The organism is Lentzea sp. NPDC036955 (assembly GCF_055608005.1).
The window spans coordinates 332,556-355,001 of record NZ_JBVJRC010000006.1; the positions used below are offsets into that span (position 1 = coordinate 332,556).

The following is a 22,446-nucleotide window of genomic DNA, read 5'->3' on the forward strand; positions in this document are numbered from 1 at the left end:
GGCCCCGATCCGTTAGCGGTAGGTCAGGTCGGATGCGGAGAAGAAGCAGTTCTTCCCGTCCGCGCCCGTACCGATCTTCTTCGGCTCACCGCTCGTCACGCCCTGGTACTTGTCGCAGATCGCGATCTTGCGGCTGCTGTCGCCGACGATCGTGATCCGGGAGAACCGGGCCGTGTCACCGTAGTTGGTGTTGATGCCGACGAGGGCCTTGCCGGGCGAGAACGCGGTGATGTTCTCCAGCACCACGTTCCGCTTGTGCTGCGTCTTGCAGTTGCCGCAGGACCGGTAGAGCTTGCCGAAGTCGTCCACCTGGAAGTTGCGGATGATCATCGTGCCCGGTCCGTTGTGCTGGAACACCTTGTCCGACGCCTTGCGCGCGCCGCCGCCGGTGATGGTCATGGTCTGCCCCGACGACGTGCCCTTGAACGTGGCAGCGTCCTCGCCGACGTCCTCCCACCACACGTTGGAGAGCGTGCAGGTACCCAGGCAGTGGACCCCGTCCGCCGCCGGCGCGCCGAGCACGACGTTGCGCAGGGTCGCGCCGTCGGCCAGCTGGAAGATCGGGTCCTGACCCTCGCCCTGGCCACCGGAACCGAGGTTCCCGGTGCCGTAGAACCGCTGCATGCCACCGTCGTAGCCGCTGGACGAGACCTTGATCGTGGCACCCACGGCCTTCTGGCCCACCGGGGTGGGGAAAGTGCTGCCCGCTGCCTGTGCCTGAGGTGCGAGGAACGCGGCCAGTGCCGCGGCCAACACCATTGTTGCCAGTTTCTTCATGTGCGCTCCGCTTGAAGTGGATGCGCGGCGGTATTTTATATCGTAGAGCGGTGCTGTTTTCTGTCAACCGCATTCGAACGTTCGATTCGAACAACGTCGAAGAGGTTGACCGGACCGGGTACGACGCGGGAGTCCCGCGCAGCCCGTGAGGATCATAGGACAGTTGTCAACGTTGCCGAAGTGCGACGATCGATTGTCGTATCGAAGATCATCGGGGCGAATGGCTCGACTGTGCGGCGTTCCACGCTGTGGAACCCGATCTTGTGCAGATGACGGATGCTTCGTTAGATGGAGCTTATCGTGCTGCGGACAGGTGTCGAGTTCAAATTCCCCGTGCTTGGAGCATCAGCGTGGATCGAAGTGTCATGTCTATGGAAGACGTCCTCGAAAGGTCGGGAACATCGTGTCCACTGATCGTGGTGGACACTCAAGTTCTCGACGTGAGCGAATTTCTGCGCTGGCATCCAGGTGGCGAAGCGGTGTTGCTCGCGAATCTGGGACGAGACGCGTCCGTGGATTTTCACCACGTGTCGGCGCACGCACGTCCCGGCGTTCGGCACAAGGTGCGGCAGCTCGCCGTCGCCGAGGTCGACGATGTTCCGTTGCCCACCGCGTGGGCGCCCCTCGGTGAGCTGCTCGACCACATCAGGCTGGTGCGCAACTCCTTCGCCGTCCAGCACAGCGCGGGGAGGAACCCTGTTCACGACCTGATCTACCTCGGTCAGTCCTACCGCCACCTCCTGGACGACCACCTCCGCACCTTCGCCGAAGGATTCTCCGCGCTGCTCGGGCGGACTGCGGAGCCCGCGATGCTGCGGCGACTGGATGAGCTCTCAGCCGACGCCCAAGCCCGTGTGGAGGAATCGTTGGCGAAGGCCGACACAACCGCCACCGCGTCGTTGGCGCAATGGATTCAGCAACACTGCGTCGTCCTGTTGGACGATTTGGTTGTTCGCACTTCCATGGCTGTGCGTGCGCTCCGCACGTCTTGTGCCGAATCAGCGGACCGCGTCGGGGAAGTCATGTCGGTGATCGAGGATTGGGTCCACAACAATGATGAGGCGGAACTCGATGATGCCTGAACCGGATTCGCTCGCCCAGCACATCGCCACCTGTTCCGCGGGTTCGGCCCGGAACCTGGACGGCGACATCACCGTCGACCACGGGTTCATGCCCCGGACGGTGGCCAGTTCGCCGTTGACCGGTCCGCATGCGGCTTGGGAACAGGTGGCCGCGCGGCTGCCGGAGCTCGCCTTCGCCCAGAACGCCCAAGCGATCATCGCGGACCTCCCGCTGCTGGCCGCAGGTCCGGACGACCTTCCTGACGAGCAGGTCAAGCGGGCGGCGACCGTGCTGGGCCTGGTGGCTCACTCCTACTGGCGGTTCGGCGTCGAGCGCATGTACGTGTCCCGCAACCGCGACATCCCGGATCAGCTGCCCCCGGCGATCACACAGCCGTGGCAGCAGGTGTGCCGCCGGCTCGGTCGGGACGGTGCAGGGCTCACCCTGGAAGACTGGGTGTTCAACAACATCACCTTCAGCGATCCCGGCCTGGTGGGCCCCTCGGGTGAGTACCGGATCGAGGACGCGGTCATCGAGAACCTGCGTCCCTCGATCCCGGTGTACGACAATCGCGCCGAGCAGGTGTTCACCTCGGCCTTCTTCGAGATCAACGCCGCGGCGACGCCGATGGTGGGGGAACTGTGCCGCTTGGAGCAGGTGATGCGCGAGCGCGGCCCGGACGCGCACGACGAGGTCTGCCGGGTCCTGCTGGTCGCGGCCGAGTGCGCCCGGCGGGCGACGAAGTCCTTCCGCCGGGTCAGTCCGCGCAGTGACAGCACGACCTTCTGCGACCCGGTCGACTGGGCCAAGACCCTCGTCACCTGGACGGTTCCGCCGCCCGGCTACCCCACCGGACCGAGCGGCTCCGCCACACCCCTGGTGCACCTGTTCGACGCGTTGATCGGCCGCACGCAGTACGACTCGGCGCTCGGTGTGTTCGCCCAGGAGCTGCGCGGCAGCCAACTGCCGCGGAAACACCGGTCGTTCTTCGACCTGGTCCGCGACCTCGGCCTGCGCGGGTACGTGGCAGGCCTGGCGGAGGTAGCGCCGGCACGGCACACCACGGCCGTGGAAGCGTTCAACGACGCCGTCTCCGCCTTCGCGGGCGACTCCGGCTTCCTGGGAGTGCACAAGGGAAAAGTGGTCAACTACCTCGGTGTGGGAACGATCGTGGGGCGAAACCAGTCGACCGCGCACGATCAGACCTTCATCGCGGACGCGACGTGGACCGAGATGGCCGGCAAACTGCAACACGCGCGGGACGAGCGCACAGGACTCGCGATCTGACCCCGCCGGCAACGTCTCGCTGACCGCGCTCAGAAGAGGAACCGGTGACACACCGGCCTGCCCACCACACCTGGCGTGTGCCGTCCGTCCATGCTCAGCGACCACGGGTGATCAAGCAGGTGGTGGTGAGTCCTGCCCCGGTGCTGACGTGCAGGTGGTGCTCGTCCTTCTGCGGACCCGGGTGCTCGGCCAGGTTGGCCAGCATGTCGCCTGAACCGAGGTGCCCGGTCGCGTATCCCGTCCGGACGACTCGATCGGCCACACCAGCGGGCAGTCCGGTGCGGGCCAGGTGGCTCACCAACGTCTTGCCGAGCCGGGGGAGCAGCACGGAGCTGATGTCGTTCCAGTCCAGCCCGGCGTCCTCCAGCGCCTGCTCGGCGGCGTCGCGCACGTGGGCGGCGAACGCGTGCAGCGCCTGCCTGCTGGGTGAGCCGGCCGTGCGGGCGGCACCCGGTTCGAAGGGATCGGAGGTGGGGAAGTGCAGTTCCATCCCGGCATCGCCCGCTGTCGTGATGGATTCGACCACCTGCGGGCCGGGGCCTCTGGTCAGCACGACGGCGGTGGCACCGTCGCCGAGCGGTGGCACCGAAAGCCACCTGTCGTAGGGCAGGCTGCTGAAGTTGTCCGCTGTGGTCACGAGTGCGGAGGCTGCGCGAGGCTCCGCGAGGAGATGGGCGATGGCGGTCTGCATCGCGGCCGCACCACCGTTGGACATCTGTCGTATGCCGATCGCGGCGCAGCGCCGCGCGCCCAGCTCCCGTGCGACACGATGCGGGGGAGTCCACGTCTGCGGGCCCTGGTCGAACACCCAGGCGTGCACCAGCAGCCCTACTTCCGCTGCCGTCACCCCCGCGTGCTCCAGTGCGCGTTGTGCGGCGAGCCGGGCCATCCGGGGTGGTGCGATGTCCGCCACCGGGAGCCGGCCGATGAGCTCGCCTTCGGAATCCGCCGCCGTCACCGAGCCCGCCGTCTGCGCTTCGGACGCCGAGTAGACCTCGTCGGGAAGCCACAGGGCGGTTCCCGCGATCGTGATCGCTCCCGCGACCCTCACCGCGCTGCGCCGTTCAGCAGGACGGGTACGCGCTCAGGGACCCGCGGACCGATACCACCGACCCACACCCACTCCTCGAACGGCAGCTCGAGCCGCAGATCGGGGAACCGGCTGAACAACCCGCGCAGAGCCGCGACCGCCTCGATGCGCGCGAGGTGACCGCCGGGACAGCGGTGCACTCCGCCGCCGAAGGAGAGGTGCCCCTGCCGGTTCCCGGCGTCCACCGCGCGGTTCGCGGCTGGGATCAGCACCAGGACCGCATCGCCTGGTGCGACGGAGTGGCCGTCGAGGTCCATCGGCTCGGTGGCGAACCGCCAGCCGGTGAAGGGGATGGGCGGTTGTTCGCGGAGCAGTGACTCGACCACGGCGTCAGCGTCGCCGTGCAGCAGTTCGGCACGCGCGTGGCTGTCGGCCTGGACCAGTGCGACGCCGCGGGAGATGAGCGCGATCACCGGGTCGGCGGCGGCGATCATCAGCAGCGCGAGGTTCGACATGGTCTCCCGCTTGCGCAGCCTGCCATCCCGCTGGGCGGCGAGCAGATCTCCCAGCAGGTCGTCGCGGCCTTCTTTCGACATGCCCTCGGCCAGTGCCCCGTTCAACGCCTGGACGAGCAGGGGATAAGCCGCCAGCATGTCCGGATCTGCCGGGTGTTGCGGCCCGAACAGCTTGCTGCCGTGGGTGACGATGGCTCGGGTGAAGTCCTCGCGCACCCCGAAGAGCTGTCCGATCACGTCCGTGACCAGGGGGACCGCGAAGTCCTCGACCAGTTCCGCCGTGCCGGCTCCGGCGATGGTGTCGAGCCGGTGGTGCACCAGCGTCTCGACCATCGGCCGTGCGGTGGTCAGCGCGGCACCGGACAGCCGCCTGCCGATGACGCGCCGGATGCGCACGTGGTCGTCGCCGTCGAGGTTCATGATCGTGCGACCACCCACGGAGGCGAAGTCGTCCGGCACGCGGCGGGAGCCGACGGGCTGGCCGTACCGCGCCACCCGCATCGGGTCCTTCACCAGCCGCGGGTCGCGCAGGGTCCGTTCGGCGAGGTCGCGTTCGGTGATCAACCACGCCGGCACCTCGCCGGGGAGCGAGATGCGGTGCACGGGGCCGCTGTCGGCGAGCTCGTCGAAGACCGCGGGATGAGGAGAGGTGGTGTAGTCGCTCGTGTGCAGCGGACAACGCACAGCTCGCGCTGTCATCGGGCGGACTCCTCGTCCTGCTCCGCGATCGCGGCTGCCAGTTCGCCGATGGTGCGCACGGTGACCAGTCGGTCGTCCGCCAGCTCGAAGCCCAGCACACCTTCGACGTGGATCAGACCGCGCAGCATCGCGAGAGAGCTCATGTTCGGCATCCCGACGAGCTCGACGTCCTCACCGAGGTCGGTGTCCTCGCGTTCGACTTCCAGCGCGTGCGTCAACGCGCTGCGGACGAGCTCCAGGTAGTCGGTTTCAGTGCGAGCCGTGTCGGCCATGGTTGAACTCCTTCGCAGGAAAGACTGGTTCCGCCTTGAGCGGACCGTCAGGATCCGGTCAGCTGGCGGAACAACCGCGAGGTGAGCCTGCGTTGCCACTTGCCACTGGTCGTGCGCGGCAACGTGTTGCGCGGCACCGCGTACACGTCGACCGAGCCGAGGTCCAGACGTGCTGACACAAGTCCTCGAACCTTGTCGCCCAGTTCGGCGCCGGCTGCCGGATCGGACGTCTCGAGCACCACGACGACGCGTTCTTCGTCGGTGTCGGCGAACGCGACACAGCGACCGAGTTCCGGTGGCAGCAGTGTGCGCGCGACGTCTTCGACGTCCTCGGCGTAGAAGTTGCGGCCCGCAACGATGATCATGTCCTTGCGCCTGCCGGTCACGTAGAGCTCACCGGCGATCCGCACGCCCAGGTCACCGGTCTGCAACCAGCCGTCGCGGAACGCCGTCGCGGTCGCGACGGGGTCGTCCCAGTACCCGGTCATCACCGAGGGCCCGCGCAGCACGATCTCGCCCACGGAGCCGTCCGCGACCTCCGTTCCGTCGTCGGCGAGCAGCTTCAGCTCCATGCCGGGCACGGGCCGGCCGACCGACACGAGTCCGATCCCGTCCGAGGAACCGTCCGGCACGCGAACGGCGACCCGTCGATCTCCGAGCGACGCGCGGTCGAGCCACAACGCCCGAGCGGGTGCACCCGGCTCCGGGCAGGCCACCGACAACGTCGCCTCCGCCATGCCGTACACGGGGAACAACACGCCGGGGGCGAGCCCGGCGGGGCCCAGCGCGGCCGAGAAGCGCTCGACCGTGCCGGGTTTCACGGGTTCGCCACCGTTGAGCGCCAGTCGCCACCTGCTCAGGTCGAGCCCGTCGAGCAGACCGTCGTCGTAGGCCGTGGCGATGCGGTCGTAGGCGAAGTTGGGACCACCGAACGCAGTGGCACCAGCGGCACTCATGTGTTCGATGACCTTGCGCGGCCTGCGGATGAAGTGCCACGGCGAGAACAGGTGCAGCTCGTAGCCCGACCACAGTCCGAAGAGGATCGTGATGAGACCGAAGTCGTGGAACACAGGTACCCACGACACGAAGATGTCCCCCGCGGCGACGCCGCTCGCGGACGCCGTCGACGCGAAGCAGGCGAGCACGGCCGAATGGGACAGCACGACGCCCTTCGGCCGGGAGGTGCTGCCCGACGTGAACTGGACGACGGCGGCGGACTCCGGTCGCGCCGGAGACGCGATCCTCGGCTTCGGCGCGCAGTCGCTGACCCGCACCACGCGCAACTCCGGATGGCGCGCGGCGAGTTGTTCGGCCACACCGATCTGGCTGTCCGTGACGACGACGTGGGTCAGCAGGCCCGCCACGGGACCGAGCGCGGCGGCGACGGACTCGGGAGGCGTCGGCATCGGTGGCACCGGCAGCACGGTGATCGCTCCGCCGGCGGCCCAGACACCGAACACGGCAGGCAGAAAACCCGGCTCGGTGCCGGACAGGACTCCGACGACGGAGCCCTCCTCGACACCGGCCCGCAGGAGCTCATCGGCCACGCCCCATGCCAGCGCGGGCACGTCCGCATGGCACTGCTGTTCACCGGTGACGGGAAACCGGACGAGCACGCCACCGTGTTCGTCGTCGAGGTGGTCGATCAGTTCGGCGAGGGTGGTCGCGGCGGCACGGCCGTCATTGGGCATGCGGGGTTCCTGATCTGCGCGATGTTCGAAGGGTGGTGGTCCGGGTGGTGACATCGCCCGGCGTTCTGTTCAGCTGCGCAACCGGACGGGGACGCGTCCTGGCCCCCGGGGCCCGAAACCACCTCGCCAGATCAGCTCGGTGCCGGGGACCTGCAACTGGACGGAGGGGAACGCGCGGAAGAGGGCGGGCAGTGCCGTCGCGGCCAACCGTCGTGCGAGCGACTGGCCGGGGCAGCGGTGCCGGCCGCCGCCGAACGCGAGGTTCCTCTCGGGCCGCCGCTCCGCCGGAGCACGTTCACCTGGAGCCGCGGGAGCGCCGGAAGGGCAGGCCGGTGGAGCGGGCTCGCTGTTCGCCGTGGCGATGAGGACCATCACGGCGTCGCCCGCGCGCACCTGTTGCCCGGCGATCTCCATCGTCTCCGTGGCGAACCGCCAGCTCGTGAACGGAATGGGAGGCTGCTGGTAGAGCAGGTCCTCGACGACCGCCATCGGGTCGCCGCTGAGCATCGCGTCGCGCAGGAGCGGGTCGTCGTGCAGCGCGACCGCGGAATGAGCCAGCATCTTCACCGGACCGCCGGTCGCCGCGATCATCACCATGGCCAGGTTGGACGCCGCCTCCCGCCTGCTCACGAGCCCGTCGCGCACCGCGCACGCGAGCCCTCCCAGGAGGTCGTCCGCGCCCTCCGCGGTGGAACCCTCCGCAACAGCGCGGCCTGCGGCAGCGGTGACCTGCCGGTACGCGTCGATCATCGCCGGTGCGGTCGGGTCGTCCGGGCCGAACAACAACGCCCCTCCGGTCATGATGATCTCGTTCAGTTCCGGTGGGACACCGATGATCCGGCCGATGACGTCGTTGACGAGAGGTACGGCGAAGTCCGCGACGAGGTCAGCGGTCTCCTCGGCGGCGAGGGCGTCGACGTGGTGCCGGACCGTCTCGGTCAGCACGGTCTGCTTGCGGGCGACGGCGCTGTCGACGAGGTACCTGGTGATCACCCGCCGGATCCGCGCGTGGTCTGCTCCGTCGAGGTTCATCAACTGCCGTCCGCTCACCGCGGTGAAGTCCTCCGGCACGCGTCGGCGGCCGACGGCCTGTCCGTAGCGCGCGACCTCCAGCGGGTCCTTCGTCAGCCTCGGGTCGCGCAGCGCTGCCTCGGCCTCTGCCCGCCGTGTCACGAGCCAGGCAGGAGCCTCACCGGGGAGCACGACGTGGTGGATGGGACCTCGCGCGGCCAGCTCGGCGAAGACGGCAGGGGCTGCCGCGCGCCGGTAGTCCTCCGAGTCGAGGGGCCGGAACGAGGTTTCCGCCGGCGTGACCGAGGTGCTGGAGGAGTGGGCAGGACAACTGGGGGTGGACATGGTGTGCCTCTCGCGGCAGGAGCGTCGGGCTCGCACAGTCTCTACTCCGGGCGAACCGTAGGTCGGCTCCTCCTCAGGCGACAACGGCGTGTGCCGCAGGGTGGAACATCGGCTGCACGGCAGCCGGTCCGGTGCACGTCCACGACAACTGTTGCGGCGGTGTGACCGGCTACGGCGTCGCGTCCACCACGGAGGCCGGTGTGCTCGTCGCAGGCAACTGCTTCGAGAACATCCAGGACCCGTTCCACCGCGGCGAGGGCAGCCCGCTGGTCGCGCGCGACGACCACTTCGGGAACGGGCGACCGGGGCGGTTCGGTGAAGACGCTGCCCTGCTCGTACCCGCTCGACGGCGCGAGCAGCGGCAAGAGCGTGGTCACGGCCGGTGCGAGAACCGGGCGTGGCTGACGGGCCCAGAGGGGTCCCTGCCGCGAAGCAGGCATCCCCGCTCTCATCTGGGACCGCTCCCAGAATTCCACTCGAAGAGAGCAGTAAGAGTAACCGGTGGACGAACCGGTGCTGTGTCAAGTGGCGCAACGACAACGGCTTTCCGGTTCAACAGCCGCTGCACCGGCGGCCAGTTGGTCGATGTGGCCCGCGTTACAGTGCCGTGAACTCTGGGAGCGCTCCCAGTTGTCGAGAGGGCGGCGGCATGACTCGGCGAACAACGGCGTTGACAGTTGCGGCGGTGGTGGTCATGGGCGGGGTACCCGCCGTGGCGGCACCGCTCGCGGTTGCTTGCACCGTGACGTATTCGGTAACCAATGAATGGAACAACGGCTTCGGCGCCAGCGTGGCGATCCGCAACGACGGTGAGGCGCTGAACGGCTGGAAGCTCACCTGGACGTTCCCCGACGGGCAACGCGTCCAGCAGGGCTGGAACGGGACCTTCGCCCAGAGCGGCGCGGTCGTCACCGTGACCAACCCGGACTGGGCCCGCACGATCCCGTCCGGCGGCAGCGCCTCGGTCGGGTTCAACGGCAGCAAGGGCTCGACCAACCAGCCACCGACGGACTTCGCGGTGAACGGGGTGTCCTGCACCGGCCCGAACCAGGCGCCGTCCGTGGCGCTGACGTCCCCGGCCAACGGCAGCAGCTACACCGTGCCCGCGTCGATCCCGCTCGCGGCCACCGCGGCGGACTCCGACGGCACGGTCGCCAAGGTCGACTTCTACGCGGGCGACCAGCTGATCGCGACCGACACCAGCGCGCCGTTCACCGGCACCTGGTCCGGGGTCGCGGCCGGTGACCACAGCATCGCCGCGCGGGCGACCGACAACCGCGGCGCCACCACGACGTCCACGCCGGTGGCCGTCAAGGTGCTGGCCGGACCCGCGGTGGTGGCCTCACCGAGCGCGGTCTCGGTGAAGCAGGGGCAGACGGCCACGTTCGACGTCTCCCTCGCCACGGCACCCACCTCACCGGTCACGGTCACGCTCGCCCGCAGCGGCAGCGCGGACCTGACCGCCACGCCGACGACGTTCACGTTGTCCGGCACCGCGAAGCAGAAGGTGACGGTGACGTCGGCGGCCAACGGCGGTGACCTCGCGACCGCGACGTTCACCGCGTCGGCGAGCGGGCACACCCCGGCGACGGTGACGGTCAAGGAGCTCGACCCGAGCACGTCGGACTTCAACAAGGCGTTCCTCGACCAGTACAACAAGATCAAGGACCCGGCGAGCGGCTACTTCCGCAAGTTCGGCGACCTGCTCGTGCCGTACCACTCGGTCGAGACGCTGATGGTCGAGGCACCCGACCACGGCCACCAGACGACGTCGGAGGCCTACAGCTACTACCTGTGGCTGGAGGCGAGCTACGGCCGCGTCACCGGTGACTGGGCGCCGTTCAAGTCCGCGTTCGCGTCGATGGAGAAGTACATCATCCCCGCGAAGGCCGACCAGCCGACCAACGACAAGTACGACCCGTCGAAGCCGGCGACCTACGCGCCCGAGCACCCGCGGATGGACCAGTACCCGTCGGTGCTCAGCAGCACCGCGCCGGTGGGCACCGACCCGATCGCGAACGAGCTGAAGTCCGCGTACGGCAGCTCGGACGTCTACGGCATGCACTGGCTGATCGACGTCGACAACACCTACGGCTTCGGCCGCTGCGGTGACGGCACGACGGCGCCCGCGTACATCAACACCTACCAGCGCGGCTCGTCGGAGTCGGTGTGGGAGACGATCCCGCAGCCCTCGTGCGACACGTTCAAGCACGGTGGCCCCAACGGGTTCCTCGACCTGTTCACCAAGGACTCCTCCTACGCCAAGCAGTGGAAGTACACCAACGCACCGGACGCGGACGCCCGCGTGGTGCAGGTGGCGCTGCTCGCCCAGCAGTGGGCCACGGCGCAGGGCAAGGCCGGTGACATCGCGAGCGAGATCGGCAAGTCGGCCAAGATGGGCGACTACCTGCGGTACGCCATGTTCGACAAGTACTTCAAGCGCATCGGCAACTGCACCAGCCCGACGACGTGCCCCGGAGCGACCGGCAAGAACAGCGCGCACTACCTGATGTCCTGGTACTACGCGTGGGGTGGCGCGACCGACACGTCCGCCGGCTGGGCGTGGCGCATCGGTGACGGTGCCTCGCACCAGGGCTACCAGAACCCGCTGGCCGCGTACGCGCTGTCGAACGTGCCCGCGCTCAAGCCGCTGTCCGCGACCGGGCAGCAGGACTGGGCGACCTCGCTCGACCGGCAGCTCGAGATGCTGCAGTGGCTCCAGTCGGCCGACGGCGGTCTTGCCGGCGGTGTGACGAACAGCTGGGAGGGCCAGTACGCCTCGCCCCCGGCGGGCACGCCGACCTTCTACGGCATGTACTACGACGCCCACCCGGTGTGGCGCGACCCGCCGAGCAACCGGTGGTTCGGCTTCCAGGTGTGGGGCATCGAGCGCACGGCCGCGCTGTACCGGCTGACCGGTGACGCGCGCGCCAAGAAGATCCTCGACAAGTGGGTGCCGTGGGCCATCGCGAACACGACCACCGGCACGAACTTCCAGATCCCCGCGGACCTGGAGTGGTCGGGAGCGCCCGACACGTGGAACGCCACCAACCCCGGTGCGAACGCGAACCTGCGGGTGCGGGTGCTGAACCACAACCAGGACGTCGGCGTGGCCGCGTCGTACGCGAAGGTGCTGCTGAACTACGCGTCGAGGTCGGGCGACGCCGCGGCCAAGACCACGGGTGAGGCACTGCTGACCGGGCTGCTCTCGCACCAGGACAGCCTCGGCATCGCGACGCCGGAGACCCGGTCCGACTACAACCGGTTCGACGACGTCTACAACACCAGCACGCTCGAGGGCCCGTACGTGCCGCCGGGCTGGACCGGGAAGATGCCGAACGGCGACGACATCAAGCAGGGTTCGTCGTTCCTGTCGATGCGGTCGATGTTCCGCAACGACCCGCAGTGGCCGAAGGTCCAGGCCTACCTGGACGGTGGCCCGGCACCCACGTTCACCTACCACCGCTTCTGGGCGCAGACCGAGATCGCCACGGCGTTCTCGCTGCACGCAGAGCTCTACGGGTGAGAGGAGTAGCGAGATGAGAAAACGCATGGCAACGGCGCTTGCGCTCGTTGCTGCCACGACCGGTGCCCTGCTCGTGCAGACCGGCGGCACCGCGGTCGCGCACGGCTCGATGGTCTGGCCCGGCAGCCGCACCTACCTCTGCTACGAGGACGGCCGTACCGGCGGCGGTGGCGGTGACCTGCAGCCCACCAACCCGGCCTGCCAGGCCGCGGTGGCCCAGGGCGGCAAGCAGCCGCTGTGGGACTGGTTCGGCAACCTGATCAGCAACGCGGGCGGCCGCCACCGGGAGATCGTGCCCGACGGCAGCCTGTGCGGTCCCACCACGAAGTTCGCCGCCTACAACCTCGCCCGCGCCGACTGGCCGGTGACGCAGGTGCAGGCGAACGCCTCGGTCACGTTCCGGTACAACGCGTGGGCACCGCACCCCGGCACCTGGGAGCAGTACGTCACCAAGGACGGCTTCGACGTGACGAAGCCGCTCAAGTGGTCGGACCTCGAGTCCGTGCCGTTCGACAAGGTGACGAACCCGCCGCTCGCGAACGGCGAGTACGCGTGGCAGGCCCGGCTCCCCAACAAGACCGGCCGGCACATCATCTACTCGCTGTGGCAGCGCTCGGACAGCCCGGAGGCGTTCTACAGCTGCTCGGACGTCCAGTTCGGCGGTGGCACCGGCACGCCGGACACCACCGCCCCGTCGACGCCCGGCACGCCGGTCGCGTCGGGTGTCACCAGCAGCTCGGTGAAGCTGGACTGGAGCGCGGCGACGGACGACGTCGGCGTGACCGGCTACCGGGTCTACCGCGGTGACCAGGTGGTCGCCACCACGTCGACGACCTCGGCGACGGTGACCGGGCTGAGCGCGGACACGCAGTACTCGTTCACGGTGGTCGCGACCGACTCGGCGGGCAACGCCTCGCCGGCGTCGCCGAGCGTCACGGTCAGGACGTCCACGGGTGGCGGCGGACCCACCGGCTCCTGCACGGTCGCGTACGCGCGGCCGAGCTCCTGGAACGGCGGCTTCACCGCGAACGTGACGGTGACCAACAGCGGCACCAGCGCGATCAGCGCCTGGCAGCTGGTGTGGGACGTGCCGTCCGGCCAGCAGCTGCAGCAGGCGTGGTCGGCCACCGTCACGGTCGCGAACGGGAAGGCGACGGCGAAGGGCGCGAACTACAACGCGGACATCGCACCCGGTGGAACGGCGTCGTTCGGCTTCAACGCGACGACGACGTCCACGCCGGTCGACCCGACGGCGTTCACCCTCAACGGGTCGGCGTGCGCCGTCCGCTGACGAGGGCACTGCTCGCCCTCCTGGTGGTGGGTTCGGTCGCGTTCGCCCTCCTCGTCGGGCGCGCCGAACCCACCCCTGACCTCAGCAAGGGGGTCGACGGCATCGCCGCCTGGCTCAACCGGCTGACCGACGAGTGCACGACCGTCCGGCGCGAGGCGGACTTCGCGGAGTTCGCGGGTCCGGTGCGCGCCAAGGTCTACGCGCCGTTCATCGCGGAGTGGGGGACCTGCAGCAAGGAGCCGTACGAACGGCTCGGGCTGCTGGTCCTGCGGCCAGGGCTGGAAGAGGCCTGGCGAGCGGCGCTCGCGAACGGCGAGGTCCGGGGCGACCCGGACCTCGCCTTCGGCGACGGCTTCGCGCTGACCGGCTCGGAGGGCATGGAGTACCTGGGACTCAACAGACTCGAGTGCACGCCCACCGCGTGTTCGCTCGTCCCGATCAAACACCACTGAGAGAGACAGGAGATCCGGAGCAATGACGCTCAACGGACAAAGGCGGTGGGCCGCGGCGGGTGTCGTGGTCGCCACCGCCGTGGCGACGTTCGGGGTGGCGCTCAGCGCACCCGCGGGCGCCGCACCCGGTTGCCGGGTGGACTACAAGGCGAACAGCTGGGGCGGCGGTGGGTTCGGCGCCTCGGTGAAGATCACCAACCTCGGTGACGCCGTGTCGGGCGGCTGGACGCTCAAGTTCACCCTCCCCGGCAACCAGCGCGTGGCACAGGGGTGGAACGCGACCTGGGCGCAGTCGGGTGCCGACGTGACCGCGACGAGCCTGTCGTGGAACGGCAACCTCGGCACCGGCGCGTCCACCGAGCTCGGCTTCAACGGCAGCGGTGCGGGCGCCAACGACGCCAGCCCGGCGACGTTCACGCTGAACGGCACGCAGTGCACCGGTGAGGTCGGGCCCACCACCACGACGACGACCACGACGACGTCGAACGGCCCCGGTCCCGACCCGGGCAACGGCAAGGTCGACAACCCGTACGTCGGTGCGAAGCAGTACGTCAACCCGGACTGGGCGGCCAAGGCCTCGGCGGAGCCGGGCGGCAGCCGGATCGCGAACCAGCCCACCGCCGTGTGGCTCGACCGCATCGCGGCGATCACCGGCACCGTGGACTCGCGCGGACTGGTCGGACACCTGGACGAGGCGGTGCGCCAGGCGGCGGGCTCACCACTCGTCATCCAGCTGGTGATCTACAACCTGCCCGGTCGCGACTGCTCGGCGCTCGCGTCGAACGGTGAGCTCAAGCCCGACGAGATCGGTCGCTACAAGACCGAGTACATCGACCCGATCGCGGCGATCCTCGCCCGGCCCGCGTACAAGGACCTGCGGATCGTCACCACGGTCGAGATCGACTCGCTGCCGAACCTGATCACGAACGTGACGCCGCGGCCCACCGCGGTGGCGAACTGCGACGTGATGAAGGCCAACGGAAACTACATCACCGGTGTCGGCTACGCGCTCGCGAAGCTGGGTGCCGTGCCGAACGTCTACAACTACCTGGACATCGGCCACCACGGCTGGATCGGCTGGGACGACAACTTCGGCGCGACGGCCGAGCTGCTGTTCCAGGCGGCGAACGCGTCCGGCAGCACGAAGGCGAACGTGCAGGGCTTCATCGCCAACACCGCGAACTACGGTGCGTTGAAGGAGCCGTACTTCAAGATCGAGGACTCGGTGAACGGCACCTCGGTCCGCCAGTCGAAGTGGGTGGACTGGAACCGCTACGTCGACGAGCTGTCCTACGCGCAGGCGTTCCGCAACCGGGCCGTGCAGGCGGGCTTCGACGCGAACGTCGGCATGCTGATCGACACCAGCCGCAACGGCTGGGGCGGCAGCGCCCGTCCGACGGGCCCCGGCCCGCAGACGACCGTGGACGCCTACGTCAACGGCGGCAAGCTGGACCGCCGCATCCACCTCGGCAACTGGTGCAACCAGTCCGGTGCCGGCCTCGGTGAGCGCCCGAAGGCGGCGCCGGAGCCGGGCATCGACGCCTACGTGTGGGTGAAGCCGCCGGGTGAGTCCGACGGTGCGAGCAAGGAGATCCCGAACAACGAGGGCAAGGGCGCGGACAAGATGTGCGACCCGACCTACACCGGCAACATCCGCAACGGCAACAACCTGTCGGGTGCGCTGCCGGACGCCCCGCTGTCGGGCAAGTGGTTCTCCGCGCAGTTCCAGGAGCTCATGCGCAACGCCTACCCGGCGCTGTGACCGGAGCACCGCACCACAGCACCACCGGCACCACCGCGGTACCGCTGTGAAACGGCTCCTGCGCGACTTCCGCTCGCGCAGGAGCCCCGCCGCCGCCGCACCCGCACCCGCGGCGGCGGCGCGCGGCGGCACCCCGTGCGTTCGACGTGGTTCGAAGGCAGCAGCCGATCCCGGGCCGACCTCGTGTCCGGCCCGGGTCGGCACCACGCTGCGGATGGCCCGGCCCCTGCGAAAGGTCATGCGCGATGCCAGAACTCCCGCGCCACGGCGTGCTGTCCGCCGGCACGCCGGTCACGCACCCGCGCACCGGCCAGGCCCGCCAGGACTTCGGCGTGGCCGCGGAGGCGTTCCCCCTCGGCGCGGTGGCGCTGCTGCCGGGACCGTTCCTGGACAACACCTCCCGCACCCACGCCTACCTGAGGTTCCTCGACCCCGACCGGTTGCTGCACACGTTCCGCCGCAACGTCGGGCTGCCCTCGGGCGTCATCCCGTGCCGCGGCTGGGAGGCGCAGGACAGCGGGCTGCGCGGCCACTCGACCGGCCACGTGCTGTCCGCTCTCGCGCAGGCGTTCGCGAGCACCAGCGACCCCGCGTTCACCGCCGGGGCCGACCACCTGGTCGAGCAGCTGGCGCTGTGCCAGGACCGGGCCAGGACCGCCGGTTACAGCACCGGGTACCTCGCGGCGTTCCCGGAGGGCTTCTTCGGCAGGGTCGAGGCGGGGGAGCCGGTCCAGGCGCCCTACTACACCCTGCACAAGATCATGGCGGGACTGCTCGACGTGCACGTGCTGATGGGCAGCGCACGGGCGCTGCGGGTGCTGACCGGGATGGCGGCCTGGGTGAGGTGGCGGGCCGGCCGGCTGACCGAGGCGCACCGCCAGGAGGTGCTGCGCACCGAGTTCGGCGGCATGAACGAGGTCCTGGTGAACCTCTACCAGGTCACCGGCGACCCGGCGCACCTGGCCGCCGCGCGGTTCTTCGAGCACTCCGCGGTGTTCGACCCGCTCGCACTGGGCACCGACGAGCTCAACGGCCTGCACGCCGGCACCCAGGTCCCCAAGGTGCTCGGGGCGATCAGGGCCTACCACGCCACCGGCACCACCCGCTACCGCGACATCGCCGTCAACTTCTGGCGTATCGTGACCGGCGCGCACACCTACGCCATCGGCGGCACGTCCAACGACGGGCACTTCAAGCCACCGCACCGGATCGCCACCGAGCTGTCCGACCACACCTGCGAGAGCTGCACCACCCACACGATGCTCAAGCTGACCCGGCAGCTCTTCCGCACCGACCCCGGTCAGCCGGGGTACTTCGACTTCTACGAGAAGGCGCTCCACAACCACCTGCTCGGCGCGCAGGACCCCACCTCCCGGCACGGCCACCACAGCACCTTCACGCCGTTGCGCGCGGGCGGCATCCGCACCTACAGCAGCGACTACGACGACTTCACCTGCTGCCACGGCACCGGCCTGGAGACCGACACCGGGCACGGCGGCAGCATCTACTTCCACGCAGGCCGCACGCTGTACGTCACCCTGTTCATCCCGTCCGTGCTCACCTGGGCGGCCAGGGGCGTGGTGGTGCGGCAGGAGACGTCCTTCCCGGACGAGGGAGCGACCCGGCTCACCGTCACCGGTACCGGCCGGTTCGAGCTGCGCGTGCGCATCCCGTCCTGGGCGCGGGGCGCGCTGCTGCACGTCAACGGCGTCGACGCGGAGCCCGTCACGCCCGGCACCTACGCGCGGGTGGACCGCGACTGGCGCAGCGGGGACGTGGTCGAGGTGACCCTGCCGATGCACCTGCGCCTGCGGCGGGCACCGGACGACAAGCGGGTGCGGACGGTCGAGGTGGGGCCGATCGTGCTCGCGGGCGCGTACGGCACGAACGACCTCGCCCACCTGCCCACGCTGCGCACCGCGACCCTGCGGCCCACCGCGAACCCGTTGCGCTACACCGCGATGGCCAGCACGGGCCCGGTCACGCTGCTGCCGTTCTTCCGGCTGCACGGTCAGCGCTACACCGTCTACTGGCGGGTGGGCGACACCCCGGCGCCACCGCCGTTCATCGCGCACTTCCGGTTCGGCGAGGGCCGCGGCTCGACCGCCGCGGACGCCACCGGTGGCGAGCGGGCGACGCTGGCGGGTGGCGCGGGCTGGAGCACCGGGCGCACCGGGGCCGCGCTGTCGCTCGACGGTGCGGGCGCGCACGTGGTGCTGCCACCGGGCCTGCTCGCCGGAGCGCAGGAGTTCAGCCTGGCCGTGTGGGTGCGGCCGCGGTCGGCGGTCGCGGGAGCGCGGCTCGCCGACTTCGGCAGCGGCGTGAACTCCTACCTGTTCCTCACGCCGCACGGACCCCGGGGCGGGGTGCGGTACGCGATCACGACCGGTGGCGCGGGTGCCGAACGGCACCTCGACGGGGGAACGGTCGCGGTGGACGAGTGGACGCACCTCGTCGTCACGCAGGCCGGTGGACTCGCCGTGCTGTACGTGAACGGCGCGGAGGTCGCACGCGACGCGGAGTTCCCGGTGAGCCCGGCGGTGCTCGGCAGCACCACCCAGAACTGGCTCGGGCGGTCGCAGCACGCGGGCGACGCCCACCTCGACGCGGCCGTCGAGGACCTGCGGGTCTACGGCCGCGCACTGGCACCCGGCGAGGTCGCCGCCCTCTACGCCGATCCTTGACCGGGTTTGTGAGCGTGCCCAATCGGAAACTTTCCATACGGTACGGAATTCGTCTGGACCACTAGAAATGGCCAATGTTAACGCGAACATCACTCTTGTAACGGACTGAACCGGATCTCTATGGTGTCGGAACGCTACAGCGGGTGAACGCGGGAAGGAGGCGGTGTGGTCACCATCGCGGACGTCGCTCGGCACGCAGGAGTCGCGCCGAGCACCGTCTCCTACGTGCTGACGGGCAAGCGGTCGATCTCCGCCGACACGAAGTCGCGGGTCAGGGAGAGCATCAGGGCGCTGGGGTACCAGCCGCACGTGACCGACAGGGGCCTGTCCTCGAGCCGGACCAACGTGATCGGGCTGGTGCTGCCGCTGCGCGCGGGGATGCACCTGCCGGGCATGATGCGGTTCGTCACCGCCGCGGTGACCACCGCGCGCCGGTACGACATGGACCTGCTGCTGATGACGGCGGACGACGGCGCCTCCGGGCTGCGCAGAGCGGCCAACAGCGCCCAGGTCGACGGCTTCCTCGTGATGGACGTGGAGATGGACGACGACCGGGTGCCGTTGCTGCGGCAGCTGTCCAAGCCGTCCGTCCTCATCGGACACCCGGCCACCGCGCGCGGGCTCACCTGCGTCGACCTCGACTTCGAGGCGGCCGGGGCCAAGTGCGTCGACCACCTGGCCGACCTCGGGCACCGGTCCATCGGCTTCCTCGGCGCACCGAGCGCGGTCTACCGGCGCAGCACCGGGTCCGCGCACCGCACGATGAACGGCTTCAGCGCCGCGGCGATGCGCAGGGGAGTGGCGGCGACCGCGCTCGCGGTCGAGGACGACCACGACTCGGTGCTCAGGGCCACCAAGGCGCTGGTCCGCGCGCACCCGTCGATGACGGCGCTGGTGGTGCACAACGAGGCGGCGCTGGGCTGGATCACGTCGTGCCTGCGGGCGGCCGGGCGGCAGGTGCCCGGTGACGTCGCCGTGGTCGCGATCTGCCCCGACGAGCTCGCCGAGCAGCTGTCGCCGCCGCTCACCTCGGTGCGGCTGCCGGCGGAGGAGCTCGGCCGGCACGCGGTCGACCTGCTCGCGGCCAAGCTCGACGGCAAGCAGCCACCGCCGTTGATGCTGCTGCCACCGCGGCTCTCGCGGCGGGCGAGCACCCCGGACCCGGCGGTGCCGCACCAGCACCGCAGAACGGGGTCGTCGGGCTGATCCGGCGACCGGACCCGGCCTCGCGGCCGGGAACGCGGACCGGGCGGTCGGGTGGTGGTGCCGCGCGTGCGGAATGCGGCCCGCACGGGTGGACCTCCACCACTCGGACACCGTCCTGGAGGAGTGCGCGGCGCTCGGCGGAGAGAGTCGCGCACTCCTCTTTTTCCGGTTTTGGCGGGACGTCAGGCCTTGACCCAGCGCTGGTTGGCACCGCCCTGGCAGGTCGCGACCGTCACGGCCGCGCCGTTGCCCGTGCCGGCGGAGGTGAGGCAGAGCCCGGTCTGGACGCTGGTCACCGTGCCGCTGCCGGTGAGCTGCCAGGCCTGGTTCGCACCGCCGTGGCAGTCCCAGATCTGCACCCGTGCGCCGGAAGCGGCGTTGTTGGGGGCGTCCAGGCACTTGCCGGTCACCTGCAGCGCCTGGCCGTTCTGGGTGAACTGCTGGTTCGCGTTGGTGTGGCAGTCCCAGGTGATCATCTGCGCGCCGTTGGCCGTGCTCGCGCCGTTGACGTCGAGGCAGCGGCCGGCCGCCTCACCGCGCAGCCGGAACGTGGTCGGCGCCGGCGGCGTCTCGCCGGTGAAGAACTTCCAGACCTCCTCCTTCACCCAGCTGCGGGCACCGCTCTCGCAGCCCGCGCACCCGTCGACCGGTCCCTGCTGGTGGCCGCCGTCGAACGGCGCCCACACCACCGGGTAGCCGGCGCGGCAGTTCGCGTACTGCGTGATGATGTGCGTGCGGCTGCCCGCGGCCGGTTCCGGCGCGTTCTGCGGCGTGCAGCCGTTGTTGCGCACCCACCGGTCCCGCTGGCCGCGGCCGGAGCCGATGTTGTCGCTGACGCCGTGGATGCCCATGTACGCCACCGGTGCGGTGCCACCGGCGCAGCCGCTGATCTCGCCGGGGGAGGCGATGGCGGCGATGGCGCGGAACACGGTCGGGCGCGAGCACGCGAGGGAGATGCTCATCGCGCCGCCGTAGCTGAAGCCGAGCGAGAACCGCTGCGTGGTGTCGACGCAGAGGTCGTTCTCGATGCGGCTCATCATGTCGTCGACGAACCGGACGTCCTCGCCGCCGCTGTTGCCCCAGCCGTTGTTGAGGCCCTGCGGTGCGACGAAGATCGTCGAGTTGTTCGCCAGCCTGCGCAGGCCGTAGTAGGCGTAGACGTCGCCGTCGCTGCCGCCGCCCGCCACCTGCTGCGCGGTGCCGCCCAGCCAGTGCAGCCCGAAGACGAGCTTGTACTGGCGGGTGTTGTCGTAGTTGTCCGGGATGCTCAGGATGAACGACCGGGTCTTGCCGCTGCTCTGGATCGTCTGGTTGCCGCTGCGCAGCGTCGGTGCCTTGCCGCAGCCGGGGGTGGCCGCGAGCGGGGCGGGCTCGGCCGGTGCCTGCGCCTGGGCGACGCTGCTGCCGGAGAACGCCAGCGCGGCGGCCGCGAGCAGCCACCCCGTCCGGCGGAGGAGGTGCCTGGTACGCATCAGGGTGTTCGCGCTCTCTGTCGTGGCGGTCATGCGGAGGTGCACGTCTTGCCGTTGAGGGTGAACTGCGCCGGTGCCGCGGTGTTGCCGGTGTGCGTGGCCTGGAAGCCGATGCTGGTCGACGTGCCCGGTGCGAGGTCGCCGTTGTAGGAGACGTTGGTCGCGCCCACCCGTCCGGTCGGCGAGTCGTAGGTGGCGTTCCACCCGCCGGTGATGGTCTGCCCGCTGCCCAGCGTGAAGCCCAGCAACCAGCCGCTGATCGCGGCCGTGCCGGTGTTCGTGATGGTGATGGTCGAGGTCAGCCCGTTGTTCCAGGCGTTGACCTCCGCGCCGACCCTGCACTCGCCCTGGGGCAGCGGAGTCGTGGACGTGGGTCCGTCGCTGGTGGTCGTGGTGGTCGTCGTCGTGGTGACCGGCGGACCCGCGAACTGGGTGATGAACTTCCACGCCTCGCCGGAGGTCCAGGTGCGCCAGCCGTCACCGCCGGAGTCGATCGGGCCGGGGGTGTGCCCGCCGTCGAACGCCGCCCACACCACCGGGTACCCGGCGCGGCAGCCGCTGTAGGCGGTGATGATGTGGGTGCGGCTGCCCGCGGCGGGCTCGCGCGGGTTCTGCGCCGTGCAGCCGTTGTTGCGCACGAACTTGTCGCGCAGCGCGCGGCCCTGCGAGATGTTCAGGACGTTGTCGCTGACACCGTGGAAGCCCAGGTACGCGATGGGCTGCGTGCCGCCGTTGCAGCCGCTGAGCTGAGCGCCCGCGTAGACGACGACAGCGCGGAACACGGTGGCACGGGCGCACGCGACGGCATACGACATCGCGCCGCCGTAGCTGAACCCGCCCGCGTAGCGCTGGGTCGTGTCGACGCACAGCGCGTTCTCGAGCTGCCGCAGCATGTCGTCGACGAACGTCAGGTCCTGGCCACCGGGGTTGGCCCAGCCGTTGTTGTTGCCCTGCGGCGCGACGAAGATCGTGCCGTTGTTCTCGGCGTCGGCGAGCTTGCGCAGCCCGTAGTAGGACCAGTTGTAGCCGTCGGACCCGCCGGTGTCGACGTCGTTCGCGGTGCCGTTGAGCCAGTGGAACCCGACGAACAACCGGTACTGCCGGTTGGGGTCGTAGTTGGCGGGCAGCCGCAGGATGTACTGGCGGTTCTGGCCGCCGCTGCTGATGGTCTGCCGTCCGCTCGACAGCGAGGGGGCCTTGCCGCACCCCGCCGTCGCCGCCGCCGCGCCCACGCCGCCGGTGGTCGTGGTCGTGCCGCCGAGCGCGATGCCCGCCGCGCCCAGCAGCACCACGGCACTCGCGACGGCCATCGCCAGCACCGTCCTAGGCCCTGCCACGGCAGCGCTCCTCGTGTTGGTGGAACA

16 protein-coding genes are annotated in these 22,446 nt (G+C 70.0%); 8 read left to right on the top strand and 8 right to left on the bottom strand.

Translation table 11 applies throughout. From position 1 onward, the window contains the following. Window positions 1–12 precede the first annotated feature (12 nt). Window positions 13–777, bottom strand: coding sequence for a pectate lyase (locus ACZ7CF_RS22235; RefSeq protein WP_360389420.1), 765 nt, complete (start codon window positions 775–777; stop codon window positions 13–15). A gap of 371 nt (window positions 778–1,148) precedes the next feature. On the opposite strand from ACZ7CF_RS22235, the gene ACZ7CF_RS22240 reads away from it, so the two are divergent. Both ACZ7CF_RS22240 and ACZ7CF_RS22245 read left to right on the top strand, forming a co-directional pair. After that, window positions 1,149–1,859, top strand: a complete 711-nt coding sequence (locus ACZ7CF_RS22240; protein ID WP_470370454.1) for a cytochrome b5-like heme/steroid binding domain-containing protein — start codon at window positions 1,149–1,151, stop codon at window positions 1,857–1,859. Next, the gene (locus ACZ7CF_RS22245) at window positions 1,852–3,126 is read left to right on the top strand and encodes a PrnB family protein (protein ID WP_470370455.1); all 1,275 of its coding nucleotides are present in this window, start codon (window positions 1,852–1,854) and stop codon (window positions 3,124–3,126) included. Before ACZ7CF_RS22240 ends, ACZ7CF_RS22245 begins: the two co-directional genes overlap by 8 nt. A 94-nt stretch (window positions 3,127–3,220) precedes the next feature. On the opposite strand, the gene ACZ7CF_RS22250 is transcribed toward ACZ7CF_RS22245, so the two are convergent. The 5 genes from ACZ7CF_RS22250 to ACZ7CF_RS22270 form a co-directional block, all read right to left on the bottom strand. Further along, window positions 3,221–4,177 (bottom strand): ketoacyl-ACP synthase III family protein, encoded by a 957-nt coding sequence (locus ACZ7CF_RS22250; RefSeq protein ID WP_360389411.1) that lies wholly within the window; start codon window positions 4,175–4,177, stop codon window positions 3,221–3,223. After that, complete coding sequence (locus ACZ7CF_RS22255; protein WP_360389408.1) at window positions 4,174–5,370, bottom strand: cytochrome P450 family protein; 1,197 nt, start codon at window positions 5,368–5,370, stop codon at window positions 4,174–4,176. Before ACZ7CF_RS22255 ends, ACZ7CF_RS22250 begins: the two co-directional genes overlap by 4 nt. Next, window positions 5,367–5,642 carry a hypothetical protein gene (locus ACZ7CF_RS22260; RefSeq protein ID WP_360389405.1) on the bottom strand — a complete coding sequence of 92 codons (276 nt, stop codon included), beginning with the start codon at window positions 5,640–5,642 and terminating at the stop codon, window positions 5,367–5,369. The genes ACZ7CF_RS22255 and ACZ7CF_RS22260 overlap by 4 nt, the downstream gene beginning before the upstream one ends. A 47-nt stretch (window positions 5,643–5,689) precedes the next feature. Next, entirely contained in the window at window positions 5,690–7,333 is a 1,644-nt protein-coding gene (locus ACZ7CF_RS22265; RefSeq protein WP_470370456.1) for an AMP-binding protein, read from the bottom strand. Window positions 7,334–7,402: 69 nt separating this feature from the next. After that, window positions 7,403–8,689, bottom strand: a complete 1,287-nt coding sequence (locus tag ACZ7CF_RS22270) for a cytochrome P450 (RefSeq protein WP_470370457.1) — start codon at window positions 8,687–8,689, stop codon at window positions 7,403–7,405. Window positions 8,690–9,431: 742 nt separating this feature from the next. Here ACZ7CF_RS22270 and ACZ7CF_RS22275 point away from each other — a divergent pair. From ACZ7CF_RS22275 to ACZ7CF_RS22300, 6 genes are all read left to right on the top strand, one after another. After that, window positions 9,432–12,215 (top strand): glycoside hydrolase family 48 protein, encoded by a 2,784-nt coding sequence (locus tag ACZ7CF_RS22275; protein WP_360389393.1) that lies wholly within the window; start codon window positions 9,432–9,434, stop codon window positions 12,213–12,215. Between the two features lie 25 nt (window positions 12,216–12,240). Then, a complete protein-coding gene (locus tag ACZ7CF_RS22280) occupies window positions 12,241–13,506 on the top strand; it encodes a lytic polysaccharide monooxygenase (protein WP_458431826.1) in 1,266 nt (421 codons plus the stop codon). Next, window positions 13,491–13,958 (top strand): hypothetical protein, encoded by a 468-nt coding sequence (locus ACZ7CF_RS22285; RefSeq protein ID WP_360389387.1) that lies wholly within the window; start codon window positions 13,491–13,493, stop codon window positions 13,956–13,958. Before ACZ7CF_RS22280 ends, ACZ7CF_RS22285 begins: the two co-directional genes overlap by 16 nt. A 22-nt stretch (window positions 13,959–13,980) precedes the next feature. After that, window positions 13,981–15,720 (top strand): glycoside hydrolase family 6 protein, encoded by a 1,740-nt coding sequence (locus ACZ7CF_RS22290; protein WP_360389384.1) that lies wholly within the window; start codon window positions 13,981–13,983, stop codon window positions 15,718–15,720. 245 nt (window positions 15,721–15,965) lie between these two features. Next, window positions 15,966–18,404, top strand: coding sequence for a glycoside hydrolase family 127 protein (locus ACZ7CF_RS22295; protein WP_470370458.1), 2,439 nt, complete (start codon window positions 15,966–15,968; stop codon window positions 18,402–18,404). Between the two features lie 165 nt (window positions 18,405–18,569). Then, window positions 18,570–19,610 (top strand): LacI family DNA-binding transcriptional regulator, encoded by a 1,041-nt coding sequence (locus tag ACZ7CF_RS22300; RefSeq protein ID WP_458431828.1) that lies wholly within the window; start codon window positions 18,570–18,572, stop codon window positions 19,608–19,610. A 182-nt stretch (window positions 19,611–19,792) separates the two neighbouring features. Here ACZ7CF_RS22300 and ACZ7CF_RS22305 read toward each other — a convergent pair whose 3' ends face one another. Continuing rightward, window positions 19,793–21,115, bottom strand: coding sequence for a ricin-type beta-trefoil lectin domain protein (locus ACZ7CF_RS22305; protein ID WP_470370459.1), 1,323 nt, complete (start codon window positions 21,113–21,115; stop codon window positions 19,793–19,795). Beyond that, window positions 21,112–22,419 (bottom strand): CE1 family esterase, encoded by a 1,308-nt coding sequence (locus ACZ7CF_RS22310; protein ID WP_458431829.1) that lies wholly within the window; start codon window positions 22,417–22,419, stop codon window positions 21,112–21,114. Before ACZ7CF_RS22310 ends, ACZ7CF_RS22305 begins: the two co-directional genes overlap by 4 nt. Window positions 22,420–22,446 lie beyond the last annotated feature (27 nt).